This window comes from Paenibacillus sp. ICGEB2008, assembly GCF_000307675.1.
In the GTDB taxonomy this organism is placed as follows: domain Bacteria; phylum Bacillota; class Bacilli; order Paenibacillales; family Paenibacillaceae; genus Paenibacillus; species Paenibacillus polymyxa.
The window spans coordinates 289548-316427 of record NZ_AMQU01000006.1; the positions used below are offsets into that span (position 1 = coordinate 289548).

The window sequence follows — 26880 nt, forward strand, 5'->3', positions numbered from 1 at the left end:
ATTCACTTCATCTGGGCTAACTCTTCCACCTGTGCAGGAGGGAGCGCGCCTTCAAATATATTCAGCTCGTCTATAGATCCTTTGAACGCAGGGTCCCACCAATTGACCCCTAGGCTGAATGTTCCAGATTTAGAGGTAAAGACATCCGGGAACTTTGAGCCGGTAAATTGAATTTTGCCATTCACATACACCTCTAATACCCCACGATCTACAGTGAAGGCCAGATGTGTCCATTCATTGGCTTTGATCTTCAGGCCCGTACTGCCAGTATACCAAGTTGAGCTGCCGGACCAGACCATAGTGTTATCCTTCTCGGGTCCTCTGGGCAGAAGGCTAACCCAGTGGTTGCTATCCATAGCTCCAAAAAAAGTTGGTGTATGGACAGTCAACTCGCTGGGCTTCACCCACAGTGACACAGAATAGGCTGAGCTGGATATGAGTCCTTCAGGCAGAGCAATACCTGACTGTCCATCAAGGACTACAGCTTGGCCCCTTACGCCTTCAGCGTAGGATACACTTCCTCCCTGACGATCGATCCGGTCACCAATAACCTTACCATTGGCAAAAGCATCATTCTGATCCTTTAGGTTATTTTCAAATGGGTATGAAGCGGTCAATGTTGCCTTCTCATAAGGAGCTACCGTAATGTTAAAAGTTTTATCCCGACTGCTGTCTCCTTTGGTGATGGAAGCCGTCAAAGTAGCGGATACAGCCTTTTCACCGATCCCGGGGCGCTTGACTTCACCAGTATCAGAAATGACGTTTGGGTTTGAAGTTTTCCAGGTAATCGCGGATTGCCGACTGCCTTCCTTCGGAAGCGTCAGATTAGCCGTCACCCGGCTCGTATCGCCAAGATCTAATTCACGATACACACTGTCAACGACTGTCGTATCCGGCATATCAGGGAACTTACTGCCCCAGGCCATTTCGCCTTTATTCGATAGAACTGTAAACGCCAAAATATATTGATTCGTTACCTGGTCCCATTGTCTCAGGAATACTCCATCAAACACAATGCCATCCAGTGTTAGTTGGATATTCGCATCCCCCGACTTGTGCCATGTTCCTTGCACATCGCCTTTAATAGTGTGATCTGCTTTCAGCTGAATGAACTGCGTATTTTTGATTGTCGCCGAAGAATCACTACCATGGTTAATATATTGATAATCGCCAATGAATTGTTTCTCATCCAGCTTTGTAAGCGTCTCGCCACCGTAACGGTAAGGAGCTACCACAGGCCAGTCATCCTGATTCATGAACATTTGATGTACACGCAGCTCGTGAGTCTCCCCCTGCTGAGGGAATCGGGTATGAAAGACAACAAACATTTGTCCGGTAGCAGGATCGGTGTACACCGAGTTATGCCCAGGAGATACATAGCCGTAGCCCACACCTGTACCTGGATCGCCTATTTGGCTATCGAACAAGAAGTTACCCATTAATTTGTTGCCATAGGCTGCATTTTTGGTGTTTGCTGGCAGAACAGCATTCTGCCCTTTGGCATCCTTATAAGGTCCTGTCGGACTCTTGGAACGGAATAATCTCATGTTATATCCACCGTCAGCTGCAAGTCCGCCATAGGTTACATACAGATAGTAGTAACCCGTTTTTGAGTTGTATTCAATATACGGACCTTCCCCGGACTCACCGTATCCACCTGCAATCTTGGTGCCAAAATAACGATCAATCAACCGGCCATCCTCCGTCGTTCCATCTTGGCCTGGATAGATCGGTTTGCCAGTTGCTTTATCCAGCTCCAGCAAAAAAATGCCTCCGGACCATGACCCATACGTCATCCATAAGCGCCCGTCTGTATCATAAAAGACTGCTGCATCGATTGCATTCGGGAACACCCGATTCACATAAGAACCGTCGGCATTAAACCATCCTGCTCTGGGACCCTTCAGCTTGCCTTCATTAATGAGTTGTGGAATCGGCGTATTTGTCCACTTTTTATCTACTTTGCTATTTTTATCGAATGCAGTCTCCTTTGTAAAACCAGTGTTCACAATGGTATCCACATATTGATAGGGTCCCTCAATATTGGGGGCAACGGCAATGCCGATCGCGGAGCGTATATAGGTGGAGGAGGCACTATAATAAATCATGTAGGCCCCTTTTGTGCCATCCTTATTGACATAATGCTCATTCCAAAACACATCGGGCGCCCATACCGAGAATCCTCCTTTGCTGTCCGCATCATTCTCACCCGCCCAAGCGAAAGATCCGGCCAGATTCTTCGATAAATCCCCGTAAAGGGTATTCCCAGGCGTAGTGTAACCGTTTGCAAAAGAAGTCCAGTTTGTGAGATCTTTTGATTTCGCTGCGGCGATATGCGACCCAAACACATAATAAGTGTCACCGTCTTTGACAATCGAAGGATCGTGAACCGATACATTAGAGAAGGTCGGCACATCCTGCTTCTTGTTTTGGTTCGGCTCCGCTGCTGCGGCGTCCAGTGTACCTAATGGTACGGCTGCAATTGCCAATAATAAAGTCATTGTTAATGCAATGCTCGACCTGGCTCTACGTTTAAGCAATCTTCTCATCGTATACATTTACCCCTTTCTAAAGTGGAATACAGTGATATATTCTGCTTTCATTGCTTAAATACCTTTATATTTATAAATATAATTAATGTATTTATGAATTACATAACTGTAGAGGAGGTTTCGACATCCAAGAATCGTTGTATACCTGTAAGATGATAATAGAAAAAAACTTAAAGGCTTTGAAACTTCTATGACCGTGCTATTCCACACTCTCTTTTTTTATATGTAGTGGACCCTTTTATACACTATGATATGTAAAACACCTTGCTCTCTTTTTAGGTAAAAATTATAAATTATGGTTGACGTTATATATTTGTGGGAGTATGCTAGTTTCGAAAAATAACTAGGAGGTTTGTGTATGTTTAGGAAAAATAAGTTTTTTGGCATGGGGTTAGCAACTATCCTCATGTGTTCCGCCTTCTCGGGAAGCCTCGCCTCTGCGGAGCCTAAGGCAACTGAGTACGATGCTTCATTTTTTGAAAATCTCAAACAGCGGGCCATTGTCCATGAACTTCAGGAACACCAGATTGCCGTTAATCCAAAAGCATCTATTGCTGAACTACTGAATACAGCGGATAGTACATCACTAAAGAGTAAAAGTAATAGTGATCTACAACAAAATCTGGAGAAGCTTAACAAATCGGAATACATATATCTTACGCTCGATGGAAAAGTATACAGCTCAGAAAAAGGTTATGTAGGCATGGCGGATAAAGTTGAATCAAAAGAGGATAGTGTAACGGATGCTACTTATATGAAAACAAACTCTTTGAGTGAACCAAGCAACAATCATGATGTTTCCATATCAAGTAAAAATAATCCCACTCCATCGCAAGTGAGTGGAGGAACAACAGGAGCTTTTTCAAGGGTTCAATTGAAATTTGACGGATTCGATGGTGTGACTGGGAATTTTTGGCTTCCCTATGTTCATAGATTGGGAGATGGAGAGCAGCCGTGGTTCTACTTCGGCTTTGATTCAGCAAAAGGACGGGGAGTTGAAGGAGGATTTTCTTACCAGACTGGTCGGAAAGTTTGGCAGGGATATGTTAGAAACAGTAATCGGTTTGAATATTCTTACGGAACATGGTCAGAGGGAGCAGAAATCAAACCTATGAAATTCTACATTGACTCTAATTCTGGCGATTCTTATCTAATAGTTGGCTCCGAGAAAATTGTCGTTATGATGACTTTTTTTGATGAATCTGATTTTCCTTCGTTGTCTCTTAAAAGAGTTTTTTCAATAGCGAAAAATAACTTTGATGGGAACAATATTTATGGGGCGATAAGTGGGGATTTTTATAATTTACTAGTTTCCAAGGTTAACTCAGATTACTACTATTCTTGGGGGGATTACCCTGAATATTCATTGTGGGACGGGGAAAAATGGCATGGAACTATTGCTTGGCCTACTTATTATATTAAGTACTATGATCCCGACACTAGGATGGCTAGTTGGATTCAAAACCAAAATAGATGATTATCACATTTTTATGAATGGTAACTACGTTATAAGTTTATAGGAGAACGGTATGAAAACTAATTTTTTAATATGTTTTCTAATTACTTTATTGTGTTTAAATCCAATAGTAGGGGACGCAACTGCTAAATCTCAAGAAATCCCTATTCATTTTAAAGTAAACGATTTCTATATTTTATATACTCAACCTGAACCACCATTTGTTGATCCTAAAGGAAGGTTGTTAATTCCCCTCAAAGCGGTAAAAGATTTACTGGGAGGTAAGGTGGGGTACAATGCTATGAATAAAACGGCAACGGTAAATTTATTGGAGCGTAGCGTAGTAGTCACCATTGGATCAAGAGATATTTCTATTAATGGTGAGCCTGTAACAATGGATACCGTACCTGTTATAAAAGAGAATGCTATGTTTCTCCCTATTTCGGTGTTGGTCAAGGATACGGATGCCAAGATGCAATGGGACTCAGAACGGGGCTTACTGAAGTTGGAACATGATAGTTTTAATAAAAGTCAGGTGCTTCTTAGCTTTTTGGGGCAAGATCTTGCGGAGGTAACGAATAAGGAAGCCTTTGACCTACACAGTTATGAATGGAATGGTGTAGGAAAGCTAATAATTCACGCAAACTATGATGAAAGCTTGAAATTTTCCAAGAAACAAGTGGACATCCGCCCTTTAATAATGTATGGGAAAACATTTACTATGGATCCTTACTCTAAATCTATACCAGGAAGCAAAATTCAATGTACAGGAAAAGGAAAGCTGACGTTAAAACGCGATTTCGGGAATATGGGTGAAAAGGTGCAATATATTATTGCAGCGGGACGACTTGTTGATTAGAGCGAAGAGTAAATTATACTGTATAACTTAACCTCACGGTATATAATAAAGAGAGACCGGATCCATAATGATCCGGTCTCTCTTTATATGAATATTTTGATTAGTATAATATAAACAAGTCATAATCTTAGAAGGTAATGATTTGACTGCTGTTCCCTTTATTGCGTACAGTTCCATCGACTCTATCAATGGACTCTTCGTCTTTAAGAAAATCAATAATGCCATCTGTCAGGTTGCTTCTTTGTAAATTTGACATCTTGTTCCAATCATCCGGATTTACATACACATCCACGTTAGCTTTATTGCTGTCGCCTCTTACGCTGAAATCAAAGCCGTATCCGGCGTAGCTGCTGTATCTGTTGAATAAATCACGTTGGATACTGCTTGCGTCGAAAGATGTACCTACTTTTTTAATCGTAACATCGCCTCTGCTATTGGTTGTAAAGGTTGCTAATTTATCTCTATTACTAGAGTTCTTAACCGTACCCTCTACCTCGGCATCTTTGTACTCTTTCAAAATATCTTCAACGATATCTTCCAGATAGGTCCTTTGTTTGCTGCTAGATAAACCTTCCCATCTGGATTTCGTCATTTCGATGGTCACTGTAATATCCTTTTTGTTGCCACTGAGCTCAATATCCGAATTAGTATCGTATTTATCGCTGTGATCATCGTTCAGCTCCTTTTGAAGATCCTTCAAGGTGCTTGAGCTATTTTTGCTTGCTTCATCTTTCAGCGTCTGATTGTCTTTTTGCAACTGAGCAATGGTAGCGTCTTTCGTCGTGTTCGCTGCTTTGGCTGTGTTCAGTTCTTGAGTCAGCGTCGTAATCTGGTTGTTCAGTGCTGTAACCGTAGACTGATCAATAGGAACGCCGTTATCAGCAATGACTACGCGTTTGTTTGTGCCATCCCATGTTACTTTTTTATCCAAAGCTGTACCTGCCAGCTTCAGCGGGATATACGTCACGCCATCCAGCAGAAATGGTTCTGTTTTAGCATCCGAGGCAACCTCGGTTCCGTTATAGATAATTTTAATATTGTTATATACTGCTTGGATCGGCTTAGTTACTTGTGCAGCATATGTAGATTGGCTGAACAGAGCCCCGGAGATGGCCAAGGCCGACACGGCAGTGATGATGACAGGTTTCTTCATGGACTTCAATGATTTCATTCGTTGGTCTACCCCTTTATTTAAGAATTATAGCTTGATACATAGACTAGAGTAACATTAATACATACAAAATCCAACAGGTTGGAAGGGTTGTTATTGGTTGTGCTTATATTAGTTAGACGCAAAAGCGACTGTAAAAGTTGCCCTGTCTGCGTAAATAATTTTCCAAAAGTAACCGAACAAAATAAAACAAGTCCGCTGTACAAGACAGCAAGACTTGTTTGGAGTACAGTACGTTAGGGTATCAAAAGTTGGACTATTTGTGATCCTTCAGTTTGCCTGCTGTTTCCTGAAGGTGACCTTTGGCTTTATCCAATTTACCCTCAGCTTGAAGGGACTTATTATCCGTGGCGTTCCCGATTTGGTCTTTGATTTCACCTTTAGCTTTATTTACATTACCTTTGATTTTATCGCTAATTCCGTTATCCTTCATGGTATAGCCCTCCTCATATAATCAAACTTTCATTCAGCATGCTGTAGTTAGTCATTACCCGAGCGAGGGTAATACGAAACGTGAGGCTGTAGATCACAGACAGGGGCATAATGTTGGGGACGGGGTCAACTAGATCGTGAAATAAGGGGTGAGCGTATGCTCAAAATTTTATTGTTTATTCTCGTTATTCAACTTATTTATGTATCGGCGTACACACTGCGCATGATTTTGACGCTGAAAGGACAGAAGTACATTGCTGCACTCATCAGCACCGTGGAAGTTACAGTTTATGTGTTGGGCTTGAATGTCGTGCTTAAGTATCTGGATCAAGTGGCAAGTCTTGCGGTATACGCTATAGGCTACGCAGTGGGGATTCTTATTGGAGCGTGGATTGAGGAAAAAATAGCGCTCGGTTATGTCACCGTGAAGGTGATCAGCAATGAGATCAATGGAGGAATTGCCAATGCGCTGCGAGACAAAGGGTATGGCGTTACAGCCTGGCTGGGCAGTGGACGTGATGGAGAACGCCTCGTAATGGAGATTTTGGCCAAGCGTAAAAACCAGAATAAGCTGTATCAGTCTATCCTGGAGCTGGATCCCAAGGCTTTTGTCATTACGGTGGAGCCAAAGCAATTTCATGGTGGTTTCTGGACCAAGGCTATCCGCAAATAAGAATTTTGGTAAAATACGCATATTTTCCGTAGGTTGGAGCATATTAATACCCGCACAGGACGGAATTAACAGTATGCCGACAGGGGATGTTCCCCTATAACAACCAAGGGGGGATATAGATGTACAGACGCCAGGCCCCGGAGATCATTCCAGAGGAAAATACGGCTATTTGGTCGTGTACCAACGATGGTTGCAACGGATGGATGAGAACGGATTTTACCTTTTTGAGCGAGCCGGCTTGTCCACTTTGCCAAGCCACGATGGGACAGGAAATGCGAATGCTGCCGATTCTCAATCGGACGGGCAATTCCTTTGTCGCCCAGCGCTCTTAATTGAGGGGTAAGCCCGTGATTACGCTGCAAAGTTTATAAACGTCAAAGGCCGCTCCAGCGACATGCTGAGCGGCTTTTGGTTGTGGAATATTCACGGATCATGACCTCTCAAGGGGCTGCACGGAATCACGATATACAATGTGACCCTGTACGAGGACTCGGCCAAAACGACTGCCGGGATGGCTTATTTTTTTCATTATTGAATCCACCGCCGTACGTGCCATTTGCTCAATGTCTACTCCGACCGTGGTCAGTTGCGGAACAATAAGCGTGGCGTATACATCGTTATCAAAGCCGACCACAGAGCAGTCCTCGGGTACGCGGTATCCCAGACCAATCAGCTGGTGCACCAGATTGTGAGCGACCTGATCGCAGTTGCATACAAAGGCGGTCGGTAGTAGCTGAGGCAGAGCCATTTCAACATAGGACCCTTCGTCGTCCCGGTCGCTGAGTACCCACTCGTTACGGAGGGGCAACCTGTGCTCCAGCAAGGATTTATAGTAGCCGAGGAAACGATCCTGAATACTGCTGGTGGAATAGATATTTCCCACATAAGCAATATCCCGGTGTCCCTGGGCGATCAAATAATTGGTTAGCTCGTAGGCTCCGTAAAAATTATCCGTCACCACAGAGTCGATATCGGCATGCTCATCATAAAAGTCGAGAAACATTTTAGGTTGGTCCATGGTTTGTACCAGCTCAATATATGGCTTGCTCACTTGGCCCAGAAGAATGAAGCCGTCCACCTTACGGTCGTAATAGATACGTGGCAGATTAAGCTGCTCTTCGTCCTCGCGATGGAGGATGTGAAGGATACCGTAGTAGCCGTATGGCTCCAGTGCCCGTGAAATTTGCTGGTAAATATGCAAATAAAACGATTGGCCAGGACCAGTAAAACGTTCAGGGATGACAACACCAATGTTATAGGTGAGCCCCTCTTTCATGGACTTGGCAACGGTATTAAAACGATAACCCATTTCGCCCGCGAGTGTTTTAATACGTTCTTTGAGTTCCTCGCTAACCCCATCCTTGTCATTGAGCGCCTTCGACACGGTCACGCTGCTTATTCCCAGCTTATCTGCAATATCCCGCATCGTTACGTTGCTCTTCATTCCTGTTCCGCCTTCCAATTGTAAAAAGATAAGCATTTTGCCTACATCCAGATAACGGTTGCAAAATGCTGGGGTGAATATGAATAGCTTATCCGCTTGTAGAAATTCAATTAGCTTAGCGGTGCAGCTGCTCTGTAAAGATACAAGGATTGGCAGCATAGCTGCCCATAGAACAACGATTAGCCTGCGGGTAACAATTGTTCTATGGATAGTATACATGGTTCCGCAAGCATGATAAAGCTTACGGCTTAGATCCGCTGGGAAGGACGGTTGCTTGCTTGCAATAGCGCTTCATTGCGATGGATCAGCTCACGGCGGACAGCGGCGCTGCCAAGAGAACGCAATGGGTCGGATGGTGTATTGAAAGTATAGTCCTCCAGACGGGCAATCGTGGTCGTCGCCACGTGGATACGGGTATCACTGGACGCATAGTATATGAAGACTTCATCCCGTTCATTAACGACTGCTCCATTGCAGAAAATAACATTCGAAACATCACCCACGCGTTCCTCATCATAAGGAGCCAGAAAATGCCCACCGGGCTTGGCGATGACGCGCGTAGGGTCTTCCAGACTGGTGGCAAAGGTATACAGCACATATCGCAGCCCGGCGGCTGTATTGCGTACCCCGTGAGCGATATGAATCCAGCCTCGACTCGTTTTGATCGGAGCAGGACCTTGGCCGTTCTTAACTTCGTATACCGTATGATAGTAGCGCTCGTCAATGACTGTCTCATGTTCAATCACGGGCTGTGTAATATCTTTGCAGAGACCGAACGCGATGCCTCCGCCTGATCCGGTCGAAATAAACCCATCTTGGGGACGAGTATAGAAGGCATATTGGCCGTCCACAAATTCGGGATGCAGGACAACGTTACGTTGCTGCGGGGACTGGGTAGTGATGTTGGGGAGCCGGGTCCATGTGCGGAGATCACGAGTGCGGACCAGTCCAGCCTGAGCGACAGCGCTGGAGGTATCGTGGGATGGCGCGTCAGGGTCCTTTTTCTCCGAGCAATAAATACCGTAAATCCAGCCGTCCTCATGCTTCACCAGCCGCATATCATACATATTGGTTTCTTCTGGGTCGATATCATCCCATACTAAGGGAGCGTCAACGAATCGAAACTGATCAATGCCGTTATCGCTCTCTGCTAAGGCAAAAAACGACTTTCGGTCCAATCCCTCGGTGCGCGAAACAAGAATGTATTTTCCTTCATGATAGATCGCTCCAGGATTCAGTGCTGCATTGACGCCCAGTCGTTCCATGAAAAAGGGATTGGTTTGTGCATCCAGATCAAACCGCCAGTGAATGGGAACATGATGGCGTGTGAGCACCGGATAGAGGTAGCGTTCATAGATACCATTGTAAAAGGAGGTTTTAACCTCATTGGGGCGCGTAATCAGTTCTTCTTGCTGCGCTAGCAGCTCATCGTATTTGTTATGAATCATTGTTTATCCATCCTTTCCAGCATTTCAATGCAAAATCGGCTGTTATGATATGGGCACTTCCAAGGGCCTGCAATCTCTCTCGCGTCAGGCTTACCGTCCGCTTGAACCGACCAGAACCATTCGCCTCCGGTGCGCGGATCGATGATATACTGCCGGGTATAGGTCCATAGATTTCGCACAATTTTCAAAAATCGTTCATCCTGTGTCCGCTGAAACGCATTGTAAAAACCAACCATTGCCTCGGCCTGTACCCACCAGATACGTGAAGTGTCTACCCGCTCTCCCTCCCGCTCGTTGATGAGCGATCCGTCTGGCTGAACAGCCCGCTCAGCTACCGCGCTGGCAATATCCACCACCATATTCACATACTCGGATGGATGATAACCCAGCACATTCATGGCGTCCTCCATCAACCAGCTGGCTTCGATATCGTGACCATATGAGGTCAAATCAAGCAGAGAGTGCCATTCGCGGTCGAAGAATACTCCCAACCGCCGGGCGGAAGCATCGTAAACACGCTGGTATAAAATGTCCAGCACGTTCTTCAGTGCGTCCCGAACCTCTTCGTTTGGGTAGGCGCGCAGCAATTGGGTATACGCTTCCAAAACATGAATATGCGTATTCATGGTAATATGCGCGGTAACTCCATTTTCGCTGAGTAGCTCATTAGGCTGCTCGTTCCACGATCGATCATATTGTTCTCCGTATGCTTGGAGAGCAGGATCATACCCTTTTTGCTCCACGAGGTGAAACAGTTTCATTGCCAGTGGCAATGCATTTGGGTCACCCGTAGCTCGTGCATATTCTGCCAACGCATAGATGGCAAATGCCTGCGCATATACGTGCTTGCACGTATCCACAGGTTGCCCGGTGTAGTCCACCATCCAGTACATTCCTCCATGTAATGGGTCAAGCAGGTGATCTCGCAGGAATATGAAAGCATGTCGTGCCGCATCTGCATAGGCACGTTCCCCTGTTACACGGGCTGCTGCTGAGAAAGACCAGAGTAACCGCGCAGTGGCGATGCCACCTTTGTCCGCTTGTTTATGGATGTGCAGATCCGCGTCTACCTCGCCATAAAATCCGCCATGCGCTTCATCTTTCAAGCCTAGCCAGAATGGGAGTATATGTTCCTTCCATTCCTGTCTAATTTCGTGTACTAGTGTTTCCAAGAGACAAGCCTCCTTCGGAAAATGAATTATTAGCTTATCGTTAACCTTACAAAAGGTATCTTATCTATGTATTTATAAACTGTCAACTATACTTAATTTGTGTTTCTGCATAACATTCGGGTGTTGTTATTACAAAAAAATATTGTAATTGACACAGTAAGCGCTAACATAATAAAATGATTTTGTTAGTTTAACGATAACCTTATTCAAAACAACAGGAGGGGTCGTCTCATGAAGTTGTCCAAGGTTTTAATGTCATTACTATCCGTGCTTTTGTTAGCGGGACTGTTTACTGGCTGTACCTCAAAGAAGGATGCGCCAGCTACCAGCTCTGATCCGAAGGGACCGGAAGGGGAAATTACGGTGATCACACAGCGGACAGATATTGTGGATACCGTATTTCAGGATTACGCCAAGGAATTTAACAAAATTTATCCGAACGTGAAGGTCAATTTTCAGGCATTGGCCGATTATGATGGTCAAATTAAAATTCGGATGGGGACTCGGGATTACGGAGATGTCTTGCTGATTCCTGGCAGCATTCCAATTGAAGAGTTACCCAATTTTTTCGAGCCTCTAGGTACTTATGAGGAGATGAAAAACAAGTATACCGGCATTGAAGAACGTACAGTGGATGGTAACAGCTACGGTATTCCGATTGCGATGGTTTACTCGGGTGTGATTTATAACAAAAAGGTGTTCAAGGAAGCAGGAATCACACAAATTCCTAAAACACCGGATCAATTCCTGAAAGCGTTACAGCAAATTAAGGACAAAACCAAGGCAGTGCCGCTGTTTACCAACTATGCCTCTGGTTGGGCACTGACTCAGTGGGAGTCTAGCCTGGCAACAGTAGCAGGTACGAAGGAATACGTGAATGTCACACAACCGACTACAGATGATAATTTCACGAAGGGTCAGCCTCACTATGAGCTGTACAAGGTCCTGTACGATGCGGCTAAAAATGGTCTGATTGAAAAAGATCCAACGACTACGGATTGGGAGACCTCCAAGGCGGATCTTGCTCAAGGCAAAATCGGTACGATGGTGCTTGGCTCATGGGCGATTGATCAGATCAAAAGCGTAGCTTCTAACAAGGATGATATCGGTTTCATGCCTTTCCCAACGAATGCCTCCAAGGTACTTGTACCGCTGGCTGGTGATTTTAACCTCGGTATTAATGTAAACAGTGAAAATAAAGAGGCGGCCCGTGCCTGGGTGGATTGGTTTACCGAAAAGTCCAACTATGCTGTAGAGCAGGCAGGCAGCATTAGTCCGCTGAAGGGTGCCGCAATGCCTGCCATTTTGAAGCAGTATGAGAATGAGGGAGTTGTTTTTGAAGCGCTCACTCCGTCACCGAAGGGGCAGGAAGGAATTGTCGATAAAATCGACAAAATGGGAGAAATCGGCTTGTGGCAACCTGATTTCAAGAAACGAATTATTGAGGCAGCGGTGGGTAACCGCCCGGAATCGTATGACACCATTATGAAGGATCTGAACGATGCATGGGTGAAGGCGCGTGCTGAAGTGGCAGCCAAGGAAGCAAAATAGCCATCTGAACTGACCATAAGAAGAGATTGAAGTGGCAGTTGATGGACGGATAGCCAGGAGGTGCAGCATGTTTAAATTTTCGAATCTCAGCTACTCCAAACAAAGATTAGCGATTATTGTTGCCTTTTCATTTATTCCGCTGGCGCTGCTGGTCACTTTTGCGTACTTGCCGGTGATCAATATGTTTAAATACAGCTTTTCGGACTGGAATGGTTATAGTAAGCGTCTGGAATATGTGGGCTTTGAAAACTATATCAAAATCTTTACCGACCCCGAGTATTTCTCGGTGTTTAAGGTCAGTTTGTATTACTTTGTAGCTACGTTTGTACAGATGGGTTTGGCCCTTTATTTTGCAACCATTCTCAGCTTTCAGACCTGGTTTAAAAATTTCTTTAAAGGCATTTTGTTCTTTCCCTCCCTGATGAACGGGGTGGCGATTGGTTTTATTTTTCTATTCTTTTTTAAGCCAGACGGTACCCTTGATACACTGCTTCAGGCAATGGGATTGGGTTCGTATGTCAAGCTGTGGCTGGGCAACCCGGAGATTATTAATATTTCGCTGGCTGGTACGTCTATCTGGAGATACATGGGCTTTAACTTTATTGTGTTTCTAGGTGCGATTTCTTCCATATCCAGTGATCTGTACGAAGCAGCCGATATCGACGGAGCCAACCGCTGGCATCAGTTCCGCTCTATCATTTTGCCGACTATTAAGCGAATTTTGCAGCTGAATCTGATCTTGGCGATTAGTGGCGCGATCAGTGCATTCGATATTCCTTACATTATGACTGGTGGCTCCAACGGCAGTAAGACGTTCGTCATTCAGACGATTGATGTGGCATTTAAATACAGCAAGGTTGGTTTAGCCTCAGCGATGGCGGTTGTTCTGCTACTGATCGTAGTTGCTGTTACACTGCTTCAGCGGTTGCTGATTCGGGGGGAGGAGGACTAATCATGTATAAGCTAAAAAGATTACTGGCAAACACCATCAAGTATGGTGCGCTATTGCTAGGTGCGTTCATTGCTCTACTGCCAATTGTTGTGATTTTGTTTGCATCTTTGAAGACGAAGGCTGAATATGCGGCAACCAGTCCTCTGACTCCCCCGGTGAACTGGCTGAACTGGGCGAACTACGCCAAGGCCTTTGTGGATGGAAATATGCTAACCGGATTTTTGAACACAGCCTTTATTTTGCTGATCTCTATCATCGGGGCTACGTTGACCGGTTCCATGATCGCGTATATTTTGAATCGCTTTAAATTTAAAGGTAAAAGTCTCATGCTGGGTGCGTTCTTACTCGCCACGCTCATTCCGGGGGTGACGACACAGGTATCGACATTCCAGATCATTAACAAGCTGGAACTGTTTAACACACCTTGGGCAGCCATTTTACTGTATTTGGGAACCGATATTATCGCGGTGTATATTTTCCTTCAGTTTCTGGATTCCATCGCGGTGGCGCTGGATGAGTCTGCCATGCTGGATGGGGCATCCTATCTAACCATCTACTGGCGCATTATTTTGCCGCTGCTGAAGCCTGCCATTGTGACGGTAATCATCATCAAGGGTGTTAATATTTACAACGATTTTTACACTCCGTTCCTGTATATGCCCAAAACAAGCCTTCAGGTGATATCGACGGCACTGTTTAAGTTTAAAGGGCCATACGGTTCGCAATGGGAAGTCATTAGCGCAGGCATCATCATTGCGATTATTCCGACGCTGGTTGCATTTTTATCATTACAAAAATATATCTATAACGGATTTGCACAGGGTTCAGTGAAATAGAAAAAAATAAAATGAAGTGTCTAGGTGAGAGGAGAGTTAAGTATGAGTAAATTGAATGTAGATTTGGATGTAGGTAACGTACGAATTGTAGGAGACAGCTTGTCGAAAATGCCTTGGCAGGATAAGCCGGAAGGCAGTGAGGCTCCAGTATGGAGGCATACTGAGAATCCGGTCATTGGACGAAATCCGGTGCCTGGCATTGCCCGTATTTTCAACAGTGCCGTAGCTCCGTATGAAGGACGGTTTGTAGGGATATTCCGTGCTGAAACGATTAATGGACGCCCGCATTTGCATCTCGGCTGGAGTGACGACGGGCTGGCTTGGGACATTGAGACAGAGCGTCTGCATATGGTCGATGAGGAAGGAAATGAATATCAGCCTAATTATGCTTACGATCCGCGTCTGGTTCGAGTGGAAGACACGTATTATATCATCTGGTGTACAGATTTCTATGGTGCAGCGCTGGGAATCGCACAAACGAAGGATTTCAAAAGCTTTGTGCGCTTGGAAAATCCGTTCTTGCCGTTTAATCGCAATGGAGTGCTTTTGCCTCGCAAGCTAAATGGAAACTTTATGTTGCTATCCCGTCCGAGCGACAGTGGTCATACTCCGTTTGGTGATATTTTCCTGAGCGAAAGTCCTGACTTGGTGTATTGGGGCAAGCATCGTCATGTAATGAGCAAGGGTGGTCAGGGCTGGTGGCAATCGGTGAAGATTGGTGGCGGACCAGCACCGATTGAGACGACAGAGGGCTGGCTGATGTTCTATCATGGGGTGACAGGCACGTGCAATGGACTGGTATACAGCATGGGAGTAGCTGTTCTTGATCTGGATGATCCGTCCAAAGTCAAATATCGTTCCTCCAACTTCGTGTTGACCCCAGAGGAATGGTATGAAGAGCGTGGCTTTGTGCCAAATGTGGTGTTCCCGTGTGCTACACTGCATGATGCAGACACCGGAAGAATTGCGATTTATTATGGAGCCGCTGATACGTATGTAGGTATCGCATACACGACAGTATCTGACATTATGAAGTATGTCATCGCGACGGATGAAGTAGTCGCAGATGATCGTGAGTCAGGCCGGATGTAGGAGGAATTTTACATGCCGGAGGATATGTCTTTACAGCAGCTACAGTCCTATATGGGGAGTAATCCAAAGCCGCAGGATTTTGATATGTACTGGGAACGGGCGCTACAGGAGCTGGAACGACAGCCATTGGAATATACACTGGAGCCTGCCGAATTTGTCTCTCCACTGGTGGAGTGTTACCATCTGTATTTTACTGGAGTGGGCGGAGCGAGGGTTCATGGGAAGCTGGCTCGTCCCAAGCATCTTACGGAACAAGGTCCAGCCTTGGCTATGTTTCATGGGTATTCCTGCGACAGTGGCGACTGGTTCGACAAGGTGAGCTATGCGGCACACGGATTCACTGTGCTGGCCATGGACTGCCGAGGGCAAGGCGGGCTGTCTGAGGACAATTTGCAGGTTCAGGGAACGACGGTTCGAGGTCATATTATCCGCGGAATTGACGACCCGGACCCGGATCGGTTGTACTACCGCAACGTATTTTTGGATACGGTGCAGACGGTGCGCATTCTAATGTCTATGGAGCAGGTTGACCCTGAACGGATCGGTGCATTTGGCTGCTCCCAAGGCGGGGCACTAACGGTTGCTTGCGCTGCATTGGAGCCGCGTGTCCGTGTGGCGGTACCGGTATATCCGTTCCTGTCGGACTATAAAAGAGCTTGGGCGCTGGATGCAACGACATCGGCCTATGAGGAACTGGTTTATTATTTTCGCTGGTTTGATCCCAATCATGTACGTGAGAGCGAAGTGTTTCACCGCTTAGGCTACATCGACATTCAACATTTAGCAGACCGTATTCGAGGACGGGTGCTATTCGTGACAGGGCTATCGGATGTGATTTGCCCACCTTCCACACAGTTTGCGGTGTACAATAAAATCGTATCGGACAAGGAATTGCTTGTGTATCACGAATACGGTCATGAGTATTTACCCTATCTGTCAGATCGTGCCATGAGCGAATTTTTGCGGCTGTAGGGGTTGAACTTAACCAGAGGCTCCTTTATAGTAATAGCTATAACCTTCGTGAAGCGTAATAAATGAATACCCCATTTGTATAACCTCAATAATATGGTTTGAGGGTCTCTACCAGGAACCGATAAATCCTGATTACAAAAAGTGTACGTCTTGTACATTTCTTGTGGTCAGGATTTTTTTGCGTGATGCGAGGGATTTACATGACAGCAAAGGAGCTAATGTAATGAACTTCAAAGTAGTTATTTTAACCATTGCGACCTTTACGGTAGGTCTGGTGGAGTTGATTATCGGTGGCGTGCTGCCCCAGATTGCACAGGATTTGAACGTCTCTGTAAGCACGGCAGGACAGCTCATCATGATCTATGCGCTCGTGTACGCTATTGCCGGGCCGACTTTGTTGGCGTTGACCGCCAAAATCGAACGAAAGCGACTGTATTTGTGGTCGATGTTTATCTTTATTCTGGGAAGTCTGCTGGCTTTCTGGAGTCCGAACTATGCTGTGTTGTTTATATCTCGTATCATTACTGCTGCCAGTGGATCATTGATCGTGACATTGTCGCTAACCATTGCAGTCAAAGTAGTGTCCAAAGCTTATCAAGCCCGCGTTCTCGGCGTGATCTCCATGGGGGTAAGTTCTTCCATCGTGCTAGGCATTCCAGCCGGGGTGCTGATTGGAAATGCGTTTGGCTGGCGGGTGCTATTCCTGATCATTGCCTTGTTGACCGTAGTTTCTATGATCATTATGCACTTGTTTATGGAGCGGATTCCAACAGAGCATGTTGTGCCTATGCGTGAGCAGTTGAAGTCCTTGAAAAATGTTAAAGTAATCAGCGCCCATCTGGTAACAACGCTGACACTGGCGGGACACTACACGTTATATGCTTATTTCACTCCGTTTTTGGAAAACCTGATGGGCTTGAACGCCTCGTGGGTGAGTGTGGCCTATTTCGTCTTTGGGCTGGCGGCAGTGAGCGGAGGTTTTATTGGCGGCTCTTTGGCAGACCGATTCGGTACAGCGAAAAGCATCCTCATCGTCGTGGGTGTGTTTATCGCCGTGATGTTCCTGCTGCCTTTCTCGATTCACTCGGTGTATATGTTTGCGCCGCTCCTGATCATCTGGGGGATCCTGAGCTGGGCCTTGTCGCCCCCGATGCAAAGTTATCTTATTGAAAATGCACCCGAATCGGGTAGTATTCAGCAAAGCTTTAATTTCTCCGCACTCCAGGTCGGGATCGCTCTCGGTTCTGCCTTGGGAGGGGTAGTGATTGAGAATAGCGAATCTGTTGCCACGAATGCTTGGGTAGGTGGGGCATTTGTGATTGTTGCTTTTGTCTGCGGCGTTTTTTCGATTACCAGAGCGGGCACATCGCAGACAATCAGAGGACACCACTCCGTGTCATAGCCCAGTAGGATATTTTTCCCTTTTGTTATTTGAAAAAACATGTTATACTACTTCCAATTATGAAGAAGGGGGTGAGGTAGGTGAATCACGAGATGCTGAACAACCGTATTAGCCAGCTGCCGATTGCTATGGCTGGCATTGTTCATGCTTTTCCATACAACGGGAGAAGTCTGTCCAATTTTAATCATACGGTTGTAAACATCGCGAGAAGACGCCTACCTTAACTCGAACGGATTGCTGTACCTTCCGAAGAGTCGCGGGGTTGCTCCTGCGGCTCTTTTTGTGTTACCTGGGTAAGGGTCTTCCTAAATAAAGGAGAGCCTGAACATGTATATTGTAAACGGTCAACAATTGAAAAAATACCACGCTGCCAATCTGATTTTAGATGGAGCAACGTTTGATATCCATAAGGGAGAAAAGGTGGGGCTTATCGGTCGCAACGGAAGCGGCAAAACCACCCTATTACGCCTAATTGCGCGTTTGTCCCGCCCAGATGAAGGGCAGCTCGTCATCGCCAAGGATACGAAAATCGGCTATTTGCCGCAAATCCCGGCAGAGTTTGAAAGCTTCACCGTATACGAAACGCTGGCTTACGCCTATCGTGAACTGAAGGATTGCCGCAATCAGATGACCACACTGGAACGGGAAATGTCAGATCTGGTTGTGGCAGCGAATCCCGAGCTGTTAGAGAAGCTGTTGCAAACGTATGCTTCTCTACAGGAGCGGTTTGAGCGTAACGGCGGCTATGAAATGGATGCCAGTATGGATCAGATAGCGGATGGGCTAGGTATTCCCAAAGCTATGTATACGCGCAACTTCGGGTCACTTTCAGGCGGAGAAAAAACCAAAATAGCGCTGGCATCACAGCTCATTGGACGACCAGATCTGCTGTTGCTGGATGAGCCGACCAACCATTTGGATTTGAAAGGATTGGAATGGCTGGAGCAATTTTTGCAGGGCTACGCAGGTGCGTGTGTGGTTGTATCCCATGATCGCTATTTTCTGGATCGAGTTGCCGGCAAGATGATCGAACTGGAGGATGGCGAGGCCTTTACGTACTATACGAATTACAGCGGCTACGTTAAGGAGAAGGAAGAACGTCTGCTGCTGCAATTTGAGGATTATAAGGAGCAGCAAAAGCGGATCAAAAAGATGAAAGAGGCCATTCGCCGTTTGGAAGAGTGGGGACGCAATGGCGATAATGAAAAGTTTTTCAAAAAAGCAGCCTCAATCCGCAAGGCGCTGGAACGAATGGAGCTGGTGAAGCGACCTGTACTGGACCCTCAAGGTGCGGAGTTTCACCTAAAGTTGGAGGATCGTTCTGGTCGCAGGGTGCTTCAATTCGAGGACATCACCAAAGCCTATGGAGAACGTCAAATATTAAACGGGGCAACAGGCAGCCTGGAATTTGGTGAAAAGGTAGCTTTGCTAGGCGATAACGGTGCAGGCAAAACGACGCTGCTCAAGCTGTTGCTTGGTCAGGAAAGCGTAGATGCAGGCACGGTCCAATGGGGCGCACGCGTCGAGTACGGATATTTGGCGCAGCAAGAGAGAGAACGGGATAGCCGGGCGACGGTGCTTGCTTACTTCAAGGAGGAAGCAGGGCTAGAAGAAGGCGAAGCACGCGGACAGCTGGCGAAGTATTTATTTTATGGTGCGGATGTGTTTAAACCCGTGAGCATGCTGTCCGGTGGGGAGTGGTCTCGCCTGCGGCTGGCGTTGCTGGTTATGAAAAAGCCGAATTTGCTGGTGCTGGATGAGCCGACCAACCATCTGGACATCGATTCCCGCGAGGCCTTGGAGGAAGCGCTGGGCACCTACACGGGAACGGTGCTAGCCATTTCCCATGACCGCTACTTTGTGAATAAGCTGGCTGGGCGCGTGTGGGAGCTGGAGAACGGGAAGTTGTCCTTTTATCTGGGCGGCTTCGATGAATACCGCGCGAAGAAGCGGGAGCTGGAAAACGCCCACTCGCAACACGGAGCGGATGCAGGAGTACGCTCGGCATCTGCAGGTAGAGCCGCATCTGGTGGCGGCTCAGGCTCGGGTCTAGCTACGCCTGCCGGTGCAGCGAGCAATGATGCGGGAACGGCTGCGCGGACACGAGCGACCACTGGAGCCGATGCGAGCCGTGCTCGCTCCGGGGCGGCAGGTCACTTGGGGACGCCCGATGCCCGGAGTGGGGCACGCGGAGCAAAGTCCGCGAAGCCGTCCCGCCCACCCGCTGTGTCCCGCGAGCGGTTGGAGCGGGCGATTGCCGCCAAGGAAGCAGCATTGGCGGCGACAGATGCCGAGCTGGAACTGCTCGGCACAAGCAGCGACACAGCGCGCATGGCGGAGCTGTGGGACGTGCGTGAGCGACTGCAAGCGGAGCTGGACACGTTGCTCGGCGAGTGGGTTGAACTGGAGTAGGCAACAGGCTGGTTGCTGAAGATAGGCAACGTATATTTGCATAAAGAATAGCCCTGAGGTAGCGCGTCTGCCGAAGGGCTATTTTTGTATGGTAAAGACATTATCGCCAAATTAATAACCATCTATTATATTAAATGACATTTATAAATTATTTATATTTTATTTTACATATAAAGCGAACCTTTTACATTTCGCAACATGTGGTATTTTTTAAACTGTATGGTTAATGTGGATCATTGTTAACTGAAGTTTGTGTCGTCAATAGAAATCTTATATATCCAATGCCCGCGTTGAAACTATTTTACGATTCGTTATGAATGGGGGAAATAGTATGTCGGACTCCTTGCTGGAGGTCAGCCAGGTGACGAAAAAAATGGGAAAAAGGTATTTGTTAGATCGTGTCTCCTTTAAGCTTCAAAAAGGAAAGATATATGGATTTATTGGGCCTAATGGGGCCGGTAAAACTACAATGATGCGAATCATGACCGGATTAATGCAGCCAACCAGCGGTTCTGTAAAGATAGCTTCATATGATGTGCACACTGATCGGGAAAAGGCGTTATGCAAGGTAGGGGCCATTGTTGAATCTCCAGTCTTTTTTGATTACATGACAGGTAGGCAGGTTTTGCGCAACTTGTCACGGCTACATTCTGAAATTGCGCCCTCAGATCGGGAGATACATATCGAAGAGTTGCTTACAAAGGTGAGGCTGGAAAAGCGGGGGGATGACAAGGTGAAAACCTACTCGCTGGGAATGAAGCAAAGACTAGGTATTGCGCAGTCCATGCTGGGCGCTCCTGAGCTTCTGCTGCTGGATGAACCGTCCAACGGTCTTGATCCCATGGGGATGAGAGAGCTGAGAGATATTGTGCTTCAGCTGCGTGATTCTGCGAATTATGCCTTTTTTATCTCCAGTCATCTACTGGATGAATTGCAACAGATGTGCGATGAACTCATTGTAATTAAAGAGGGTAGGCTAGTTTGGCAGGGGCCCGCTGATCAGCTGATAAAGGAAGGCCAACGTCTGGAGGATGCCTTTATGGGATTAATGGGACTATGAAGTTATTAGTATACAGCGAGTTCGAGAGATTATGGAGACGAAAGTGGTTCTGGCTCATGGTATTATGTACACCAATGCTAGCCTGTTCGACAGGAGTATATTTCTTGCGCACGATGAAGATTCCTGTAGAGGTATTATCCCTAAACTTTGTCGTTACGGGTCTGCGTGAGAATTTGTTTTTAGCATGTAATATAGCTGTGGCTGTTTTAGCGGCTGCTGTATACACAGAGGAATTTCGAAGCGGGCAACTGCGCTTGTTGTTTATGCGCCGATTTACCCGCGGTCAGATTTTCTGGGGTAAGTTGTTGGTTTTGAATACTTCTATCTTGCTTCTTCTCATGGCATTTGCAGTATCCTCGCAGGTGATCGTTGAAGTATGGACTCTTTCATATGATATAAGTGATGCGGGACTGTCTGGATCTCAGGGACTACAGATGCTTGAATACTATGGTTGGGCACTTGCCTCATTATTGGCAATAAGCTCCTTTTACTGCTTTGTCGCGATGTACAGTAAGAGTGTAACGTATGCAATCGGTTTTTGTATGGTATACAATCTGGGCTCACTGTTGTTTGATTCATTGTATTTAAAATTGGCCGCTTTGGTTTCTCATATCCCCTACTTATACAATGTGATTGCATTTATGATTGTTCCATATATGCAGCATACAGGACTAGATAGGTCCTTAATGGGGAATTTGTCTGTGAATGGAGCGATTATCACCGTTGTTAGTCTATATCTTATCTTTTTTACTTGGGGGGCTTACCGCCGGTTTGTGACCGATGATTATCTGTATTAGGGGGATTTCCTCGTGCTAGGAATATGGCGAAGTGAAATGTTACGAATTTGGAATCGCAAATCCAGTCTTTTATTATATATAGCCTATATATTAATCGTGATCGCAATTATATGGAGCCATAAAGTAACGGGTACGAAGGTCTTACGTTTTGGTGAAGGAACTGTGGTCGTAAATAATCTCAATCTGCCGTGGCTGATGATGAGTGAGGTTGCTTTATTTCTCATTACAGCAATCCTGCCCATTCTGTATGTGGACCAATTAAGCGGGGATCTCTATTCTGGAGCCTATAGGCTATATGTGTTACGACCGTATCGACGTTTTCAGTTTTGGCTTGCCAAGTTGCTAGCACTATCAGCCATAACGGTCATTTTTATGGGGACAAGCTTGCTTATAGGTGTAATCGCTGGATGGTTGTTTTTTCCGCACAGCTCTACTTTTTTTTAAATATGGGTCATCCGTTGCCTCTTTCCGGTCGGACGCTATCCCCTACATACTTGGGTTTTATTTGGTATTAACGCTGGTTTGTCTGGTAAAGCTCATGTTGAGTAGCGTTGTGTGTTTGTTTGTGTCACGGCCGTTATTTGCTTATATAGTGATTCTTATCTTATCCGTATTTCTCTTCGAGTTGTTTAGGCCACTCATTATGTTAATGGACCCATTTCGAGAAATATTGCTTGCTCTAAGGATTGACAACTCATTTGAATTTTGGATGTGTGCAGGAGGAATGATTATAGCCTGCATGATTATTAGTTTTACACGATGGCAAAAGAAGATTGTTTAGAAATAAGTTTGTAACCCGAACATTATAAAAGCGAAAGGGATCCACGCGACCGTTTGAAGGTTAGCTGGATCTTTTTTTAATACGAACGGTGTTGGACTTCGGGAAGGCGTTTGCCTCTACGGTATCGTTTCTTTTTCGTCAGGGACGGGTATTAATTGTCTAGTATCGCATAGATTGACATAGGGGAAAAGGAGGTATGAGCATGTGGAATGGGGCCAAAAAGCTGTCTGCACTAGCGGCGATCCTGCTGCTAACGATCGTTGTAAGCGCATGCAATAAGGGCGACGCTTCAGGCAAGGTGCAAATTGAGTTTTTCCAAAATAAGCCGGAGGCTAAGGGTTCATTCGATAAGCTGATCGCTCAATTCAATCAGGAGCATCCCGGTATTGAAGTGACACAGGTCAACCCGCCAGAGGCAGAAACGGTGCTATTGACACGGGTTGTCAAAAACGATGTACCTGACATTGTGGGGCTTGGGGCCACAGATACCTACTCCATTTTGGCGCAAAGCGGTATTTTTACGGATCTGGCAAATACAGAATTACCACGTACGGTGGACCCGATTTACCTAAAAATGCTTAAGGATGTGACCGGGGTCGATCCTGTGTATGGAATTCCTTATGCTGCGAATGCGAATGGTGTGATGTATAACAAGACGCTTTTTAAGGAAATGGGATTACAGGTGCCCAAAACATGGGATGACCTGATTGCAACGGCGCAAAAAATCAAGGCCGCTGGCAAGATCCCATTCTATTTTACATATAAAGATGATTGGCAGACGAACCTCCCTTTTAATGCACTGGGTCCGAATTTGGTGGGCATTGATTTTTTCCTGCAACGGCGTGAGAATCAGGTCACCTTTCAGGACAAGTACCGCGAGGTTGCGGAAAAGCAGCTGGAGCTGCTGAAATACGGACATAATGATAATTTTGGCAAAAACTATGCTGACGGGAACCGTGCTTTCGCTAACGGGCAGGGACTGATGTACATTCAGGCTCGTGGGCCATATCTGAAATCCGCAAAGCTAACCCGAAAGTGGAACTCGGATTTTTCCCGTTTCCCACAGGGAATGACGCAAAAGCGGTCAAGCTAGTGTCTGGGATAGATACGCTATTAGCTGTTTCGGAAAGCACCCCGCATAAAAAGGAAGCTGAAGAGTTCATTGCCTTCCTGTTGAAGCCAGAGAACAGCAAGCAATACATTACGGAACAAACGTTGTTTTCAGCGGTGAAGGGAGTCACACAGGATGACCCGAGTGTGGCAGAGCTGCTGCCGTATTTTAAATCAGGCCGTGTCATTGATTTTGCCGATCATTATATTCCCAAAGCAGTCCAATTGAATTCTATTGTGCAGGCTTTCCTGCAAAATGGAGATATCGACGCCTATCTAGCCAAGCTCGACCGTGAGTGGAATAAGGTAGCTAACCGCCGATAGGGGAGGAGGATGAGACATGAATAAGCGACTGACGACTTTTTACTGGATGACGGTGCCGGCGGTGCTATTGTTTTTTGTATTTTTGACCTTACCTGCCTTGCAGGGTTTTTATTATTCGCTTACCAATTGGAACGGATTCGGGCATCAGTATCACTTTGTCGGATTTAAGAACTATATTAATTTGTTTCAGGACGACAATGTGGGCAATGCTTACTGGTTTACTTTCAAATTTGCGATTGTGGTTACCATTGCGATTAATATTCTCAGCTTGTTGATTGCCATGGGGCTGAACGCTAAAATACGTTTTCGTAATTTCTTTCGAGGAATTTATTTTTTGCCTAATATTTTGAGTGTATTAATTGTAGGTTACATATTTAATTACCTGTTCTCGAACGTGTTTACGATTTGGGGACAAAATCTGGGCATCAGTTCACTATCGACCAACATCCTGGGTAGCGAGCAGTTGGCTTGGGTGGGAGTGGTCATTGTAGCCGTATGGCAGGGCATTGCCTTTAATACAATTCTCTATCTGGCAGGGCTGCAAACAATTCCGACCAGTCTGTATGAGGCATCCAACCTGGACGGTGCAGGTAAATGGCGTGAATTCTGGAGCATTACCTTTCCGTTGATTGCTCCATTTTTTACGATCAATATGGTATTGGCGATGAAAAATTCCCTAATGGTATTCGATCAGATCGTGGCCTTGACGAACGGCGGACCGGGACGGGCCACGCAGTCGATTTCTCATCTGATATACACCGGAGGCTTTAGAGGAGGAGAATTTGCCTATCAGTCAGCTAACTCTGTGATTTACTTTATTGTGATCGCGATCATTTCCATCTTACAGCTGCGATTCCTCCAGAGAAGGGAGATGGATAACTGATGAAAACAAGCAGACGTACCAACTGGCCTGTGCTGATTCTGGTAGCGTTGGGGACAATATTTATCCTGTTTCCCCTCTATATGACGGTGACGATTGCACTCAAAAATCCCGAGCAGATGGCGCATTCCGCCTTTGCCTTTCCGACGGAGCTGCATTGGGAAAATTTTAGTCGTGCAGTGGAAATGACCCATTTTTTCAGTGCTTTTCAGAATAGTGTGATGGTGACAACATCGACGGTCATACTCACTTTGTTCACCAACTCGATGGTTGCTTATGCCATTGCTCGCAATATGCAGCGGCGTTTTTTCAAAGGATTATATTTTTACTTTGTCAGCGCCATGTTTATTCCGTTCCCGATCATCATGCTGCCGATTGTAAAGCTGGCCTCGGGGCTGCATATGACCAATCTGTTGGGCCTCATTGTGCTGCATACGGTGTATGGCTTGGCGTTTAATGTCTTCGTGTATGTCGGTTATATTCGTTCGATTCCAGTGGCATTGGAAGAGGCAGCCACGGTAGATGGTGCGACGACATGGGGGACATTTTGGCGTATTATATTTCCGCTGATGGCGCCGATTAGTGCTACAGTGGGGATTCTCACTTGTTTGTCCACATATAATGACTTTTTGCTGCCGCTCATTATTATCAGCGATGCGGAGCAATATACATTGCCGCTCGTCCAGTATGTGTTCCAGGGACAGTTCAATACTGACTTTAATCTGGCCTTTGCCTCGTACTTGATGGCCTTGCTGCCGATGATTATTGTCTATCTGATTGCACAAAAATGGATTATTAATGGTGTTACGCAAGGTTCTGTAAAATAAGATGAGAATACAACAGCTTCAAGCAGCAGGCTGTGCCTTACTAGGCGAATAAAAAGGGGGTTCCTATACTGTGAATCACACAGGTATAGAGAACCCTCCTTTTATAGCATGGTTATTTAGATGCTTGGCTGTTGCTAGTCAGTGGCTGCAAGGGTACGCTCGTCTCTGCTTCAGGTTCGTCCGTTGTATAGTAGAACATATAAATAGAAGCTTCCTTTCCCTTGAAGTTCTTGTAGACATCGACTGCCTTATTATTGCCGTCTCCGGCGAAGTTGGCTGTGATCGGCTTGCCAATCATCCGTTCTTTCCCCAGACCAATATGCGTCTGGTTGATCCCTCCAAAGTGAGTATCCTCACTTTCGGTTTCTACGAATAAATCTGCTCCTTGTTTGTAGTAGGTCCACTTCACAGGATAGCCGCCGATTTGCGTCGTTATCGTCTGCTTTTGCTCAGAAATATCAGTCAAATGCTGCGGCGTTTTGTCATCCGAATGAGTCGTAACCTTGTATTTGCCTGTAAAAGTAATGGGAGTATCTCGGGTAATCGCAAGATGGGCCGGCCGTTCAAAACGGATCGTATTCAGATCGTGGTCCTGATCTGGTGAAGACCAACGATTACCCTCTAACGTTGTGCCGTTCACAGAAAGAAAATTATTTTTGATAAGGCAACATGGCGAA

The 26880-nt window shown here is 46.0% G+C and carries 23 protein-coding genes, 2 pseudogenes and 1 riboswitch; of the genes and pseudogenes, 18 read left to right on the forward strand and 7 right to left on the reverse strand.

Annotated elements, in window-relative coordinates:
• Window positions 1-2 precede the first annotated feature (2 nt).
• On the reverse strand, window positions 3-2549 hold the full coding sequence (locus tag C400_RS0104815; RefSeq protein WP_017426147.1) for a LamG-like jellyroll fold domain-containing protein: 2547 nt from the start codon (window positions 2547-2549) through the stop codon (window positions 3-5).
• A 361-nt stretch (window positions 2550-2910) separates the two neighbouring features.
• Between C400_RS0104815 and C400_RS0104820 the strand changes: the two genes are divergently transcribed.
• Window positions 2911-4029, forward strand: a complete 1119-nt coding sequence (locus C400_RS0104820; RefSeq protein WP_017426148.1) for a hypothetical protein — start codon at window positions 2911-2913, stop codon at window positions 4027-4029.
• A gap of 52 nt (window positions 4030-4081) precedes the next feature.
• Window positions 4082-4867 (forward strand): copper amine oxidase N-terminal domain-containing protein, encoded by a 786-nt coding sequence (locus C400_RS0104825; RefSeq protein WP_017426149.1) that lies wholly within the window; start codon window positions 4082-4084, stop codon window positions 4865-4867.
• Window positions 4868-4994: 127 nt separating this feature from the next.
• Here the strand turns inward: C400_RS0104825 and C400_RS0104830 are convergent, their stop codons facing one another.
• Together C400_RS0104830 and C400_RS26430 are read right to left on the reverse strand one after the other, a co-directional pair.
• Window positions 4995-6038 (reverse strand): stalk domain-containing protein, encoded by a 1044-nt coding sequence (locus tag C400_RS0104830; protein WP_017426150.1) that lies wholly within the window; start codon window positions 6036-6038, stop codon window positions 4995-4997.
• Window positions 6039-6294: 256 nt separating this feature from the next.
• Entirely contained in the window at window positions 6295-6471 is a 177-nt protein-coding gene (locus C400_RS26430) for a CsbD family protein (RefSeq protein WP_013373642.1), read from the reverse strand.
• A 156-nt stretch (window positions 6472-6627) separates the two neighbouring features.
• Between C400_RS26430 and C400_RS0104840 the strand changes: the two genes are divergently transcribed.
• Both C400_RS0104840 and C400_RS0104845 read left to right on the forward strand, forming a co-directional pair.
• Window positions 6628-7143 carry a DUF2179 domain-containing protein gene (locus tag C400_RS0104840; RefSeq protein ID WP_013373641.1) on the forward strand — a complete coding sequence of 172 codons (516 nt, stop codon included), beginning with the start codon at window positions 6628-6630 and terminating at the stop codon, window positions 7141-7143.
• A gap of 119 nt (window positions 7144-7262) precedes the next feature.
• Window positions 7263-7475, forward strand: coding sequence for a cold-shock protein (locus C400_RS0104845; protein ID WP_017426151.1), 213 nt, complete (start codon window positions 7263-7265; stop codon window positions 7473-7475).
• A gap of 98 nt (window positions 7476-7573) precedes the next feature.
• On the opposite strand, the gene C400_RS0104850 is transcribed toward C400_RS0104845, so the two are convergent.
• From C400_RS0104850 to C400_RS0104860, 3 genes are all read right to left on the reverse strand, one after another.
• On the reverse strand, window positions 7574-8587 hold the full coding sequence (locus C400_RS0104850) for a substrate-binding domain-containing protein (RefSeq protein WP_026065364.1): 1014 nt from the start codon (window positions 8585-8587) through the stop codon (window positions 7574-7576).
• Between the two features lie 248 nt (window positions 8588-8835).
• A complete protein-coding gene (locus C400_RS0104855; protein ID WP_017426153.1) occupies window positions 8836-10035 on the reverse strand; it encodes a glycoside hydrolase family 130 protein in 1200 nt (399 codons plus the stop codon).
• Window positions 10032-11207, reverse strand: a complete 1176-nt coding sequence (locus C400_RS0104860; protein WP_017426154.1) for an AGE family epimerase/isomerase — start codon at window positions 11205-11207, stop codon at window positions 10032-10034. The genes C400_RS0104855 and C400_RS0104860 overlap by 4 nt, the downstream gene beginning before the upstream one ends.
• 231 nt (window positions 11208-11438) lie before the next feature.
• Here C400_RS0104860 and C400_RS0104865 point away from each other — a divergent pair, with 231 nt between their 5' ends.
• The 14 genes and pseudogenes from C400_RS0104865 to C400_RS0104930 all read left to right on the forward strand — a co-directional run bounded on the left by C400_RS0104865 (window position 11439) and on the right by C400_RS0104930 (window position 26203).
• Window positions 11439-12758 (forward strand): ABC transporter substrate-binding protein, encoded by a 1320-nt coding sequence (locus C400_RS0104865; protein ID WP_016822700.1) that lies wholly within the window; start codon window positions 11439-11441, stop codon window positions 12756-12758.
• A gap of 67 nt (window positions 12759-12825) precedes the next feature.
• Window positions 12826-13710: a carbohydrate ABC transporter permease gene (locus C400_RS0104870; protein ID WP_016822701.1), complete on the forward strand. Its 885-nt coding sequence runs from the start codon at window positions 12826-12828 to the stop codon at window positions 13708-13710.
• Between the two features lie 2 nt (window positions 13711-13712).
• Window positions 13713-14546: a carbohydrate ABC transporter permease gene (locus tag C400_RS0104875; RefSeq protein ID WP_016822702.1), complete on the forward strand. Its 834-nt coding sequence runs from the start codon at window positions 13713-13715 to the stop codon at window positions 14544-14546.
• 42 nt (window positions 14547-14588) lie between these two features.
• A complete protein-coding gene (locus tag C400_RS0104880; RefSeq protein WP_016822703.1) occupies window positions 14589-15638 on the forward strand; it encodes a glycoside hydrolase family 130 protein in 1050 nt (349 codons plus the stop codon).
• Window positions 15639-15650: 12 nt separating this feature from the next.
• Window positions 15651-16610 carry an acetylxylan esterase gene (locus C400_RS0104885; protein ID WP_017426155.1) on the forward strand — a complete coding sequence of 320 codons (960 nt, stop codon included), beginning with the start codon at window positions 15651-15653 and terminating at the stop codon, window positions 16608-16610.
• A 55-nt stretch (window positions 16611-16665) separates the two neighbouring features.
• A riboswitch (purine riboswitch) is annotated at window positions 16666-16765 on the forward strand.
• A gap of 68 nt (window positions 16766-16833) precedes the next feature.
• Window positions 16834-18012, forward strand: coding sequence for an MFS transporter (locus C400_RS0104890; RefSeq protein WP_017426156.1), 1179 nt, complete (start codon window positions 16834-16836; stop codon window positions 18010-18012).
• 80 nt (window positions 18013-18092) lie between these two features.
• Window positions 18093-18236 (forward strand): RAxF-45 family protein, encoded by a 144-nt coding sequence (locus C400_RS27385; protein WP_016822706.1) that lies wholly within the window; start codon window positions 18093-18095, stop codon window positions 18234-18236.
• A 103-nt stretch (window positions 18237-18339) separates the two neighbouring features.
• Window positions 18340-20424, forward strand: a complete 2085-nt coding sequence (gene abc-f / locus C400_RS0104900; protein WP_017426157.1) for a ribosomal protection-like ABC-F family protein — start codon at window positions 18340-18342, stop codon at window positions 20422-20424.
• Window positions 20425-20755: 331 nt separating this feature from the next.
• On the forward strand, window positions 20756-21484 hold the full coding sequence (locus C400_RS0104905) for an ABC transporter ATP-binding protein (RefSeq protein ID WP_017426158.1): 729 nt from the start codon (window positions 20756-20758) through the stop codon (window positions 21482-21484).
• Window positions 21481-22281, forward strand: a complete 801-nt coding sequence (locus C400_RS0104910; protein WP_026065365.1) for an ABC transporter permease — start codon at window positions 21481-21483, stop codon at window positions 22279-22281. Before C400_RS0104905 ends, C400_RS0104910 begins: the two co-directional genes overlap by 4 nt.
• A gap of 12 nt (window positions 22282-22293) precedes the next feature.
• A complete protein-coding gene (locus C400_RS27390; RefSeq protein ID WP_017426160.1) occupies window positions 22294-22725 on the forward strand; it encodes a hypothetical protein in 432 nt (143 codons plus the stop codon).
• 539 nt (window positions 22726-23264) lie between these two features.
• A pseudogene (locus C400_RS0104920) lies at window positions 23265-24496 on the forward strand (ABC transporter substrate-binding protein).
• A gap of 16 nt (window positions 24497-24512) precedes the next feature.
• Window positions 24513-25379, forward strand: a complete 867-nt coding sequence (locus C400_RS0104925; protein WP_016822711.1) for a carbohydrate ABC transporter permease — start codon at window positions 24513-24515, stop codon at window positions 25377-25379.
• Complete coding sequence (locus C400_RS0104930) at window positions 25379-26203, forward strand: carbohydrate ABC transporter permease (protein WP_017426161.1); 825 nt, start codon at window positions 25379-25381, stop codon at window positions 26201-26203. The genes C400_RS0104925 and C400_RS0104930 overlap by 1 nt, the downstream gene beginning before the upstream one ends.
• Window positions 26204-26315: 112 nt before the next feature.
• Here the strand turns inward: C400_RS0104930 and C400_RS0104935 are convergent.
• Window positions 26316-26880 (reverse strand): annotated as a pseudogene (locus C400_RS0104935) (DUF4179 domain-containing protein); the annotation flags it as partial.

Excerpts from the sequence above, each read along its gene's own strand:
- C400_RS0104815 (WP_017426147.1), bottom strand. The coding sequence starts at position 2,549 with ATGAGAAGATTGCTTAAACGTAGAGCCAGGTCGAGCATTGCATTAACA.
- C400_RS0104820 (WP_017426148.1), top strand. The coding sequence starts at position 2,911 with ATGTTTAGGAAAAATAAGTTTTTTGGCATGGGGTTAGCAACTATCCTC.
- C400_RS0104825 (WP_017426149.1), top strand. The coding sequence starts at position 4,082 with ATGAAAACTAATTTTTTAATATGTTTTCTAATTACTTTATTGTGTTTA.
- C400_RS0104830 (WP_017426150.1), bottom strand. The coding sequence starts at position 6,038 with ATGAAATCATTGAAGTCCATGAAGAAACCTGTCATCATCACTGCCGTG.
- C400_RS26430 (WP_013373642.1), bottom strand. The coding sequence starts at position 6,471 with ATGAAGGATAACGGAATTAGCGATAAAATCAAAGGTAATGTAAATAAA.
- C400_RS0104840 (WP_013373641.1), top strand. The coding sequence starts at position 6,628 with ATGCTCAAAATTTTATTGTTTATTCTCGTTATTCAACTTATTTATGTA.
- C400_RS0104845 (WP_017426151.1), top strand. The coding sequence starts at position 7,263 with ATGTACAGACGCCAGGCCCCGGAGATCATTCCAGAGGAAAATACGGCT.
- C400_RS0104850 (WP_026065364.1), bottom strand. The coding sequence starts at position 8,587 with ATGAAGAGCAACGTAACGATGCGGGATATTGCAGATAAGCTGGGAATA.
- C400_RS0104855 (WP_017426153.1), bottom strand. The coding sequence starts at position 10,035 with ATGATTCATAACAAATACGATGAGCTGCTAGCGCAGCAAGAAGAACTG.
- C400_RS0104865 (WP_016822700.1), top strand. The coding sequence starts at position 11,439 with ATGAAGTTGTCCAAGGTTTTAATGTCATTACTATCCGTGCTTTTGTTA.
- C400_RS0104870 (WP_016822701.1), top strand. The coding sequence starts at position 12,826 with ATGTTTAAATTTTCGAATCTCAGCTACTCCAAACAAAGATTAGCGATT.
- C400_RS0104875 (WP_016822702.1), top strand. The coding sequence starts at position 13,713 with ATGTATAAGCTAAAAAGATTACTGGCAAACACCATCAAGTATGGTGCG.
- C400_RS0104880 (WP_016822703.1), top strand. The coding sequence starts at position 14,589 with ATGAGTAAATTGAATGTAGATTTGGATGTAGGTAACGTACGAATTGTA.
- C400_RS0104885 (WP_017426155.1), top strand. The coding sequence starts at position 15,651 with ATGCCGGAGGATATGTCTTTACAGCAGCTACAGTCCTATATGGGGAGT.
- C400_RS0104890 (WP_017426156.1), top strand. The coding sequence starts at position 16,834 with ATGAACTTCAAAGTAGTTATTTTAACCATTGCGACCTTTACGGTAGGT.
- abc-f (WP_017426157.1), top strand. The coding sequence starts at position 18,340 with ATGTATATTGTAAACGGTCAACAATTGAAAAAATACCACGCTGCCAAT.
- C400_RS0104905 (WP_017426158.1), top strand. The coding sequence starts at position 20,756 with ATGTCGGACTCCTTGCTGGAGGTCAGCCAGGTGACGAAAAAAATGGGA.
- C400_RS0104910 (WP_026065365.1), top strand. The coding sequence starts at position 21,481 with ATGAAGTTATTAGTATACAGCGAGTTCGAGAGATTATGGAGACGAAAG.
- C400_RS0104925 (WP_016822711.1), top strand. The coding sequence starts at position 24,513 with ATGAATAAGCGACTGACGACTTTTTACTGGATGACGGTGCCGGCGGTG.
- C400_RS0104930 (WP_017426161.1), top strand. The coding sequence starts at position 25,379 with ATGAAAACAAGCAGACGTACCAACTGGCCTGTGCTGATTCTGGTAGCG.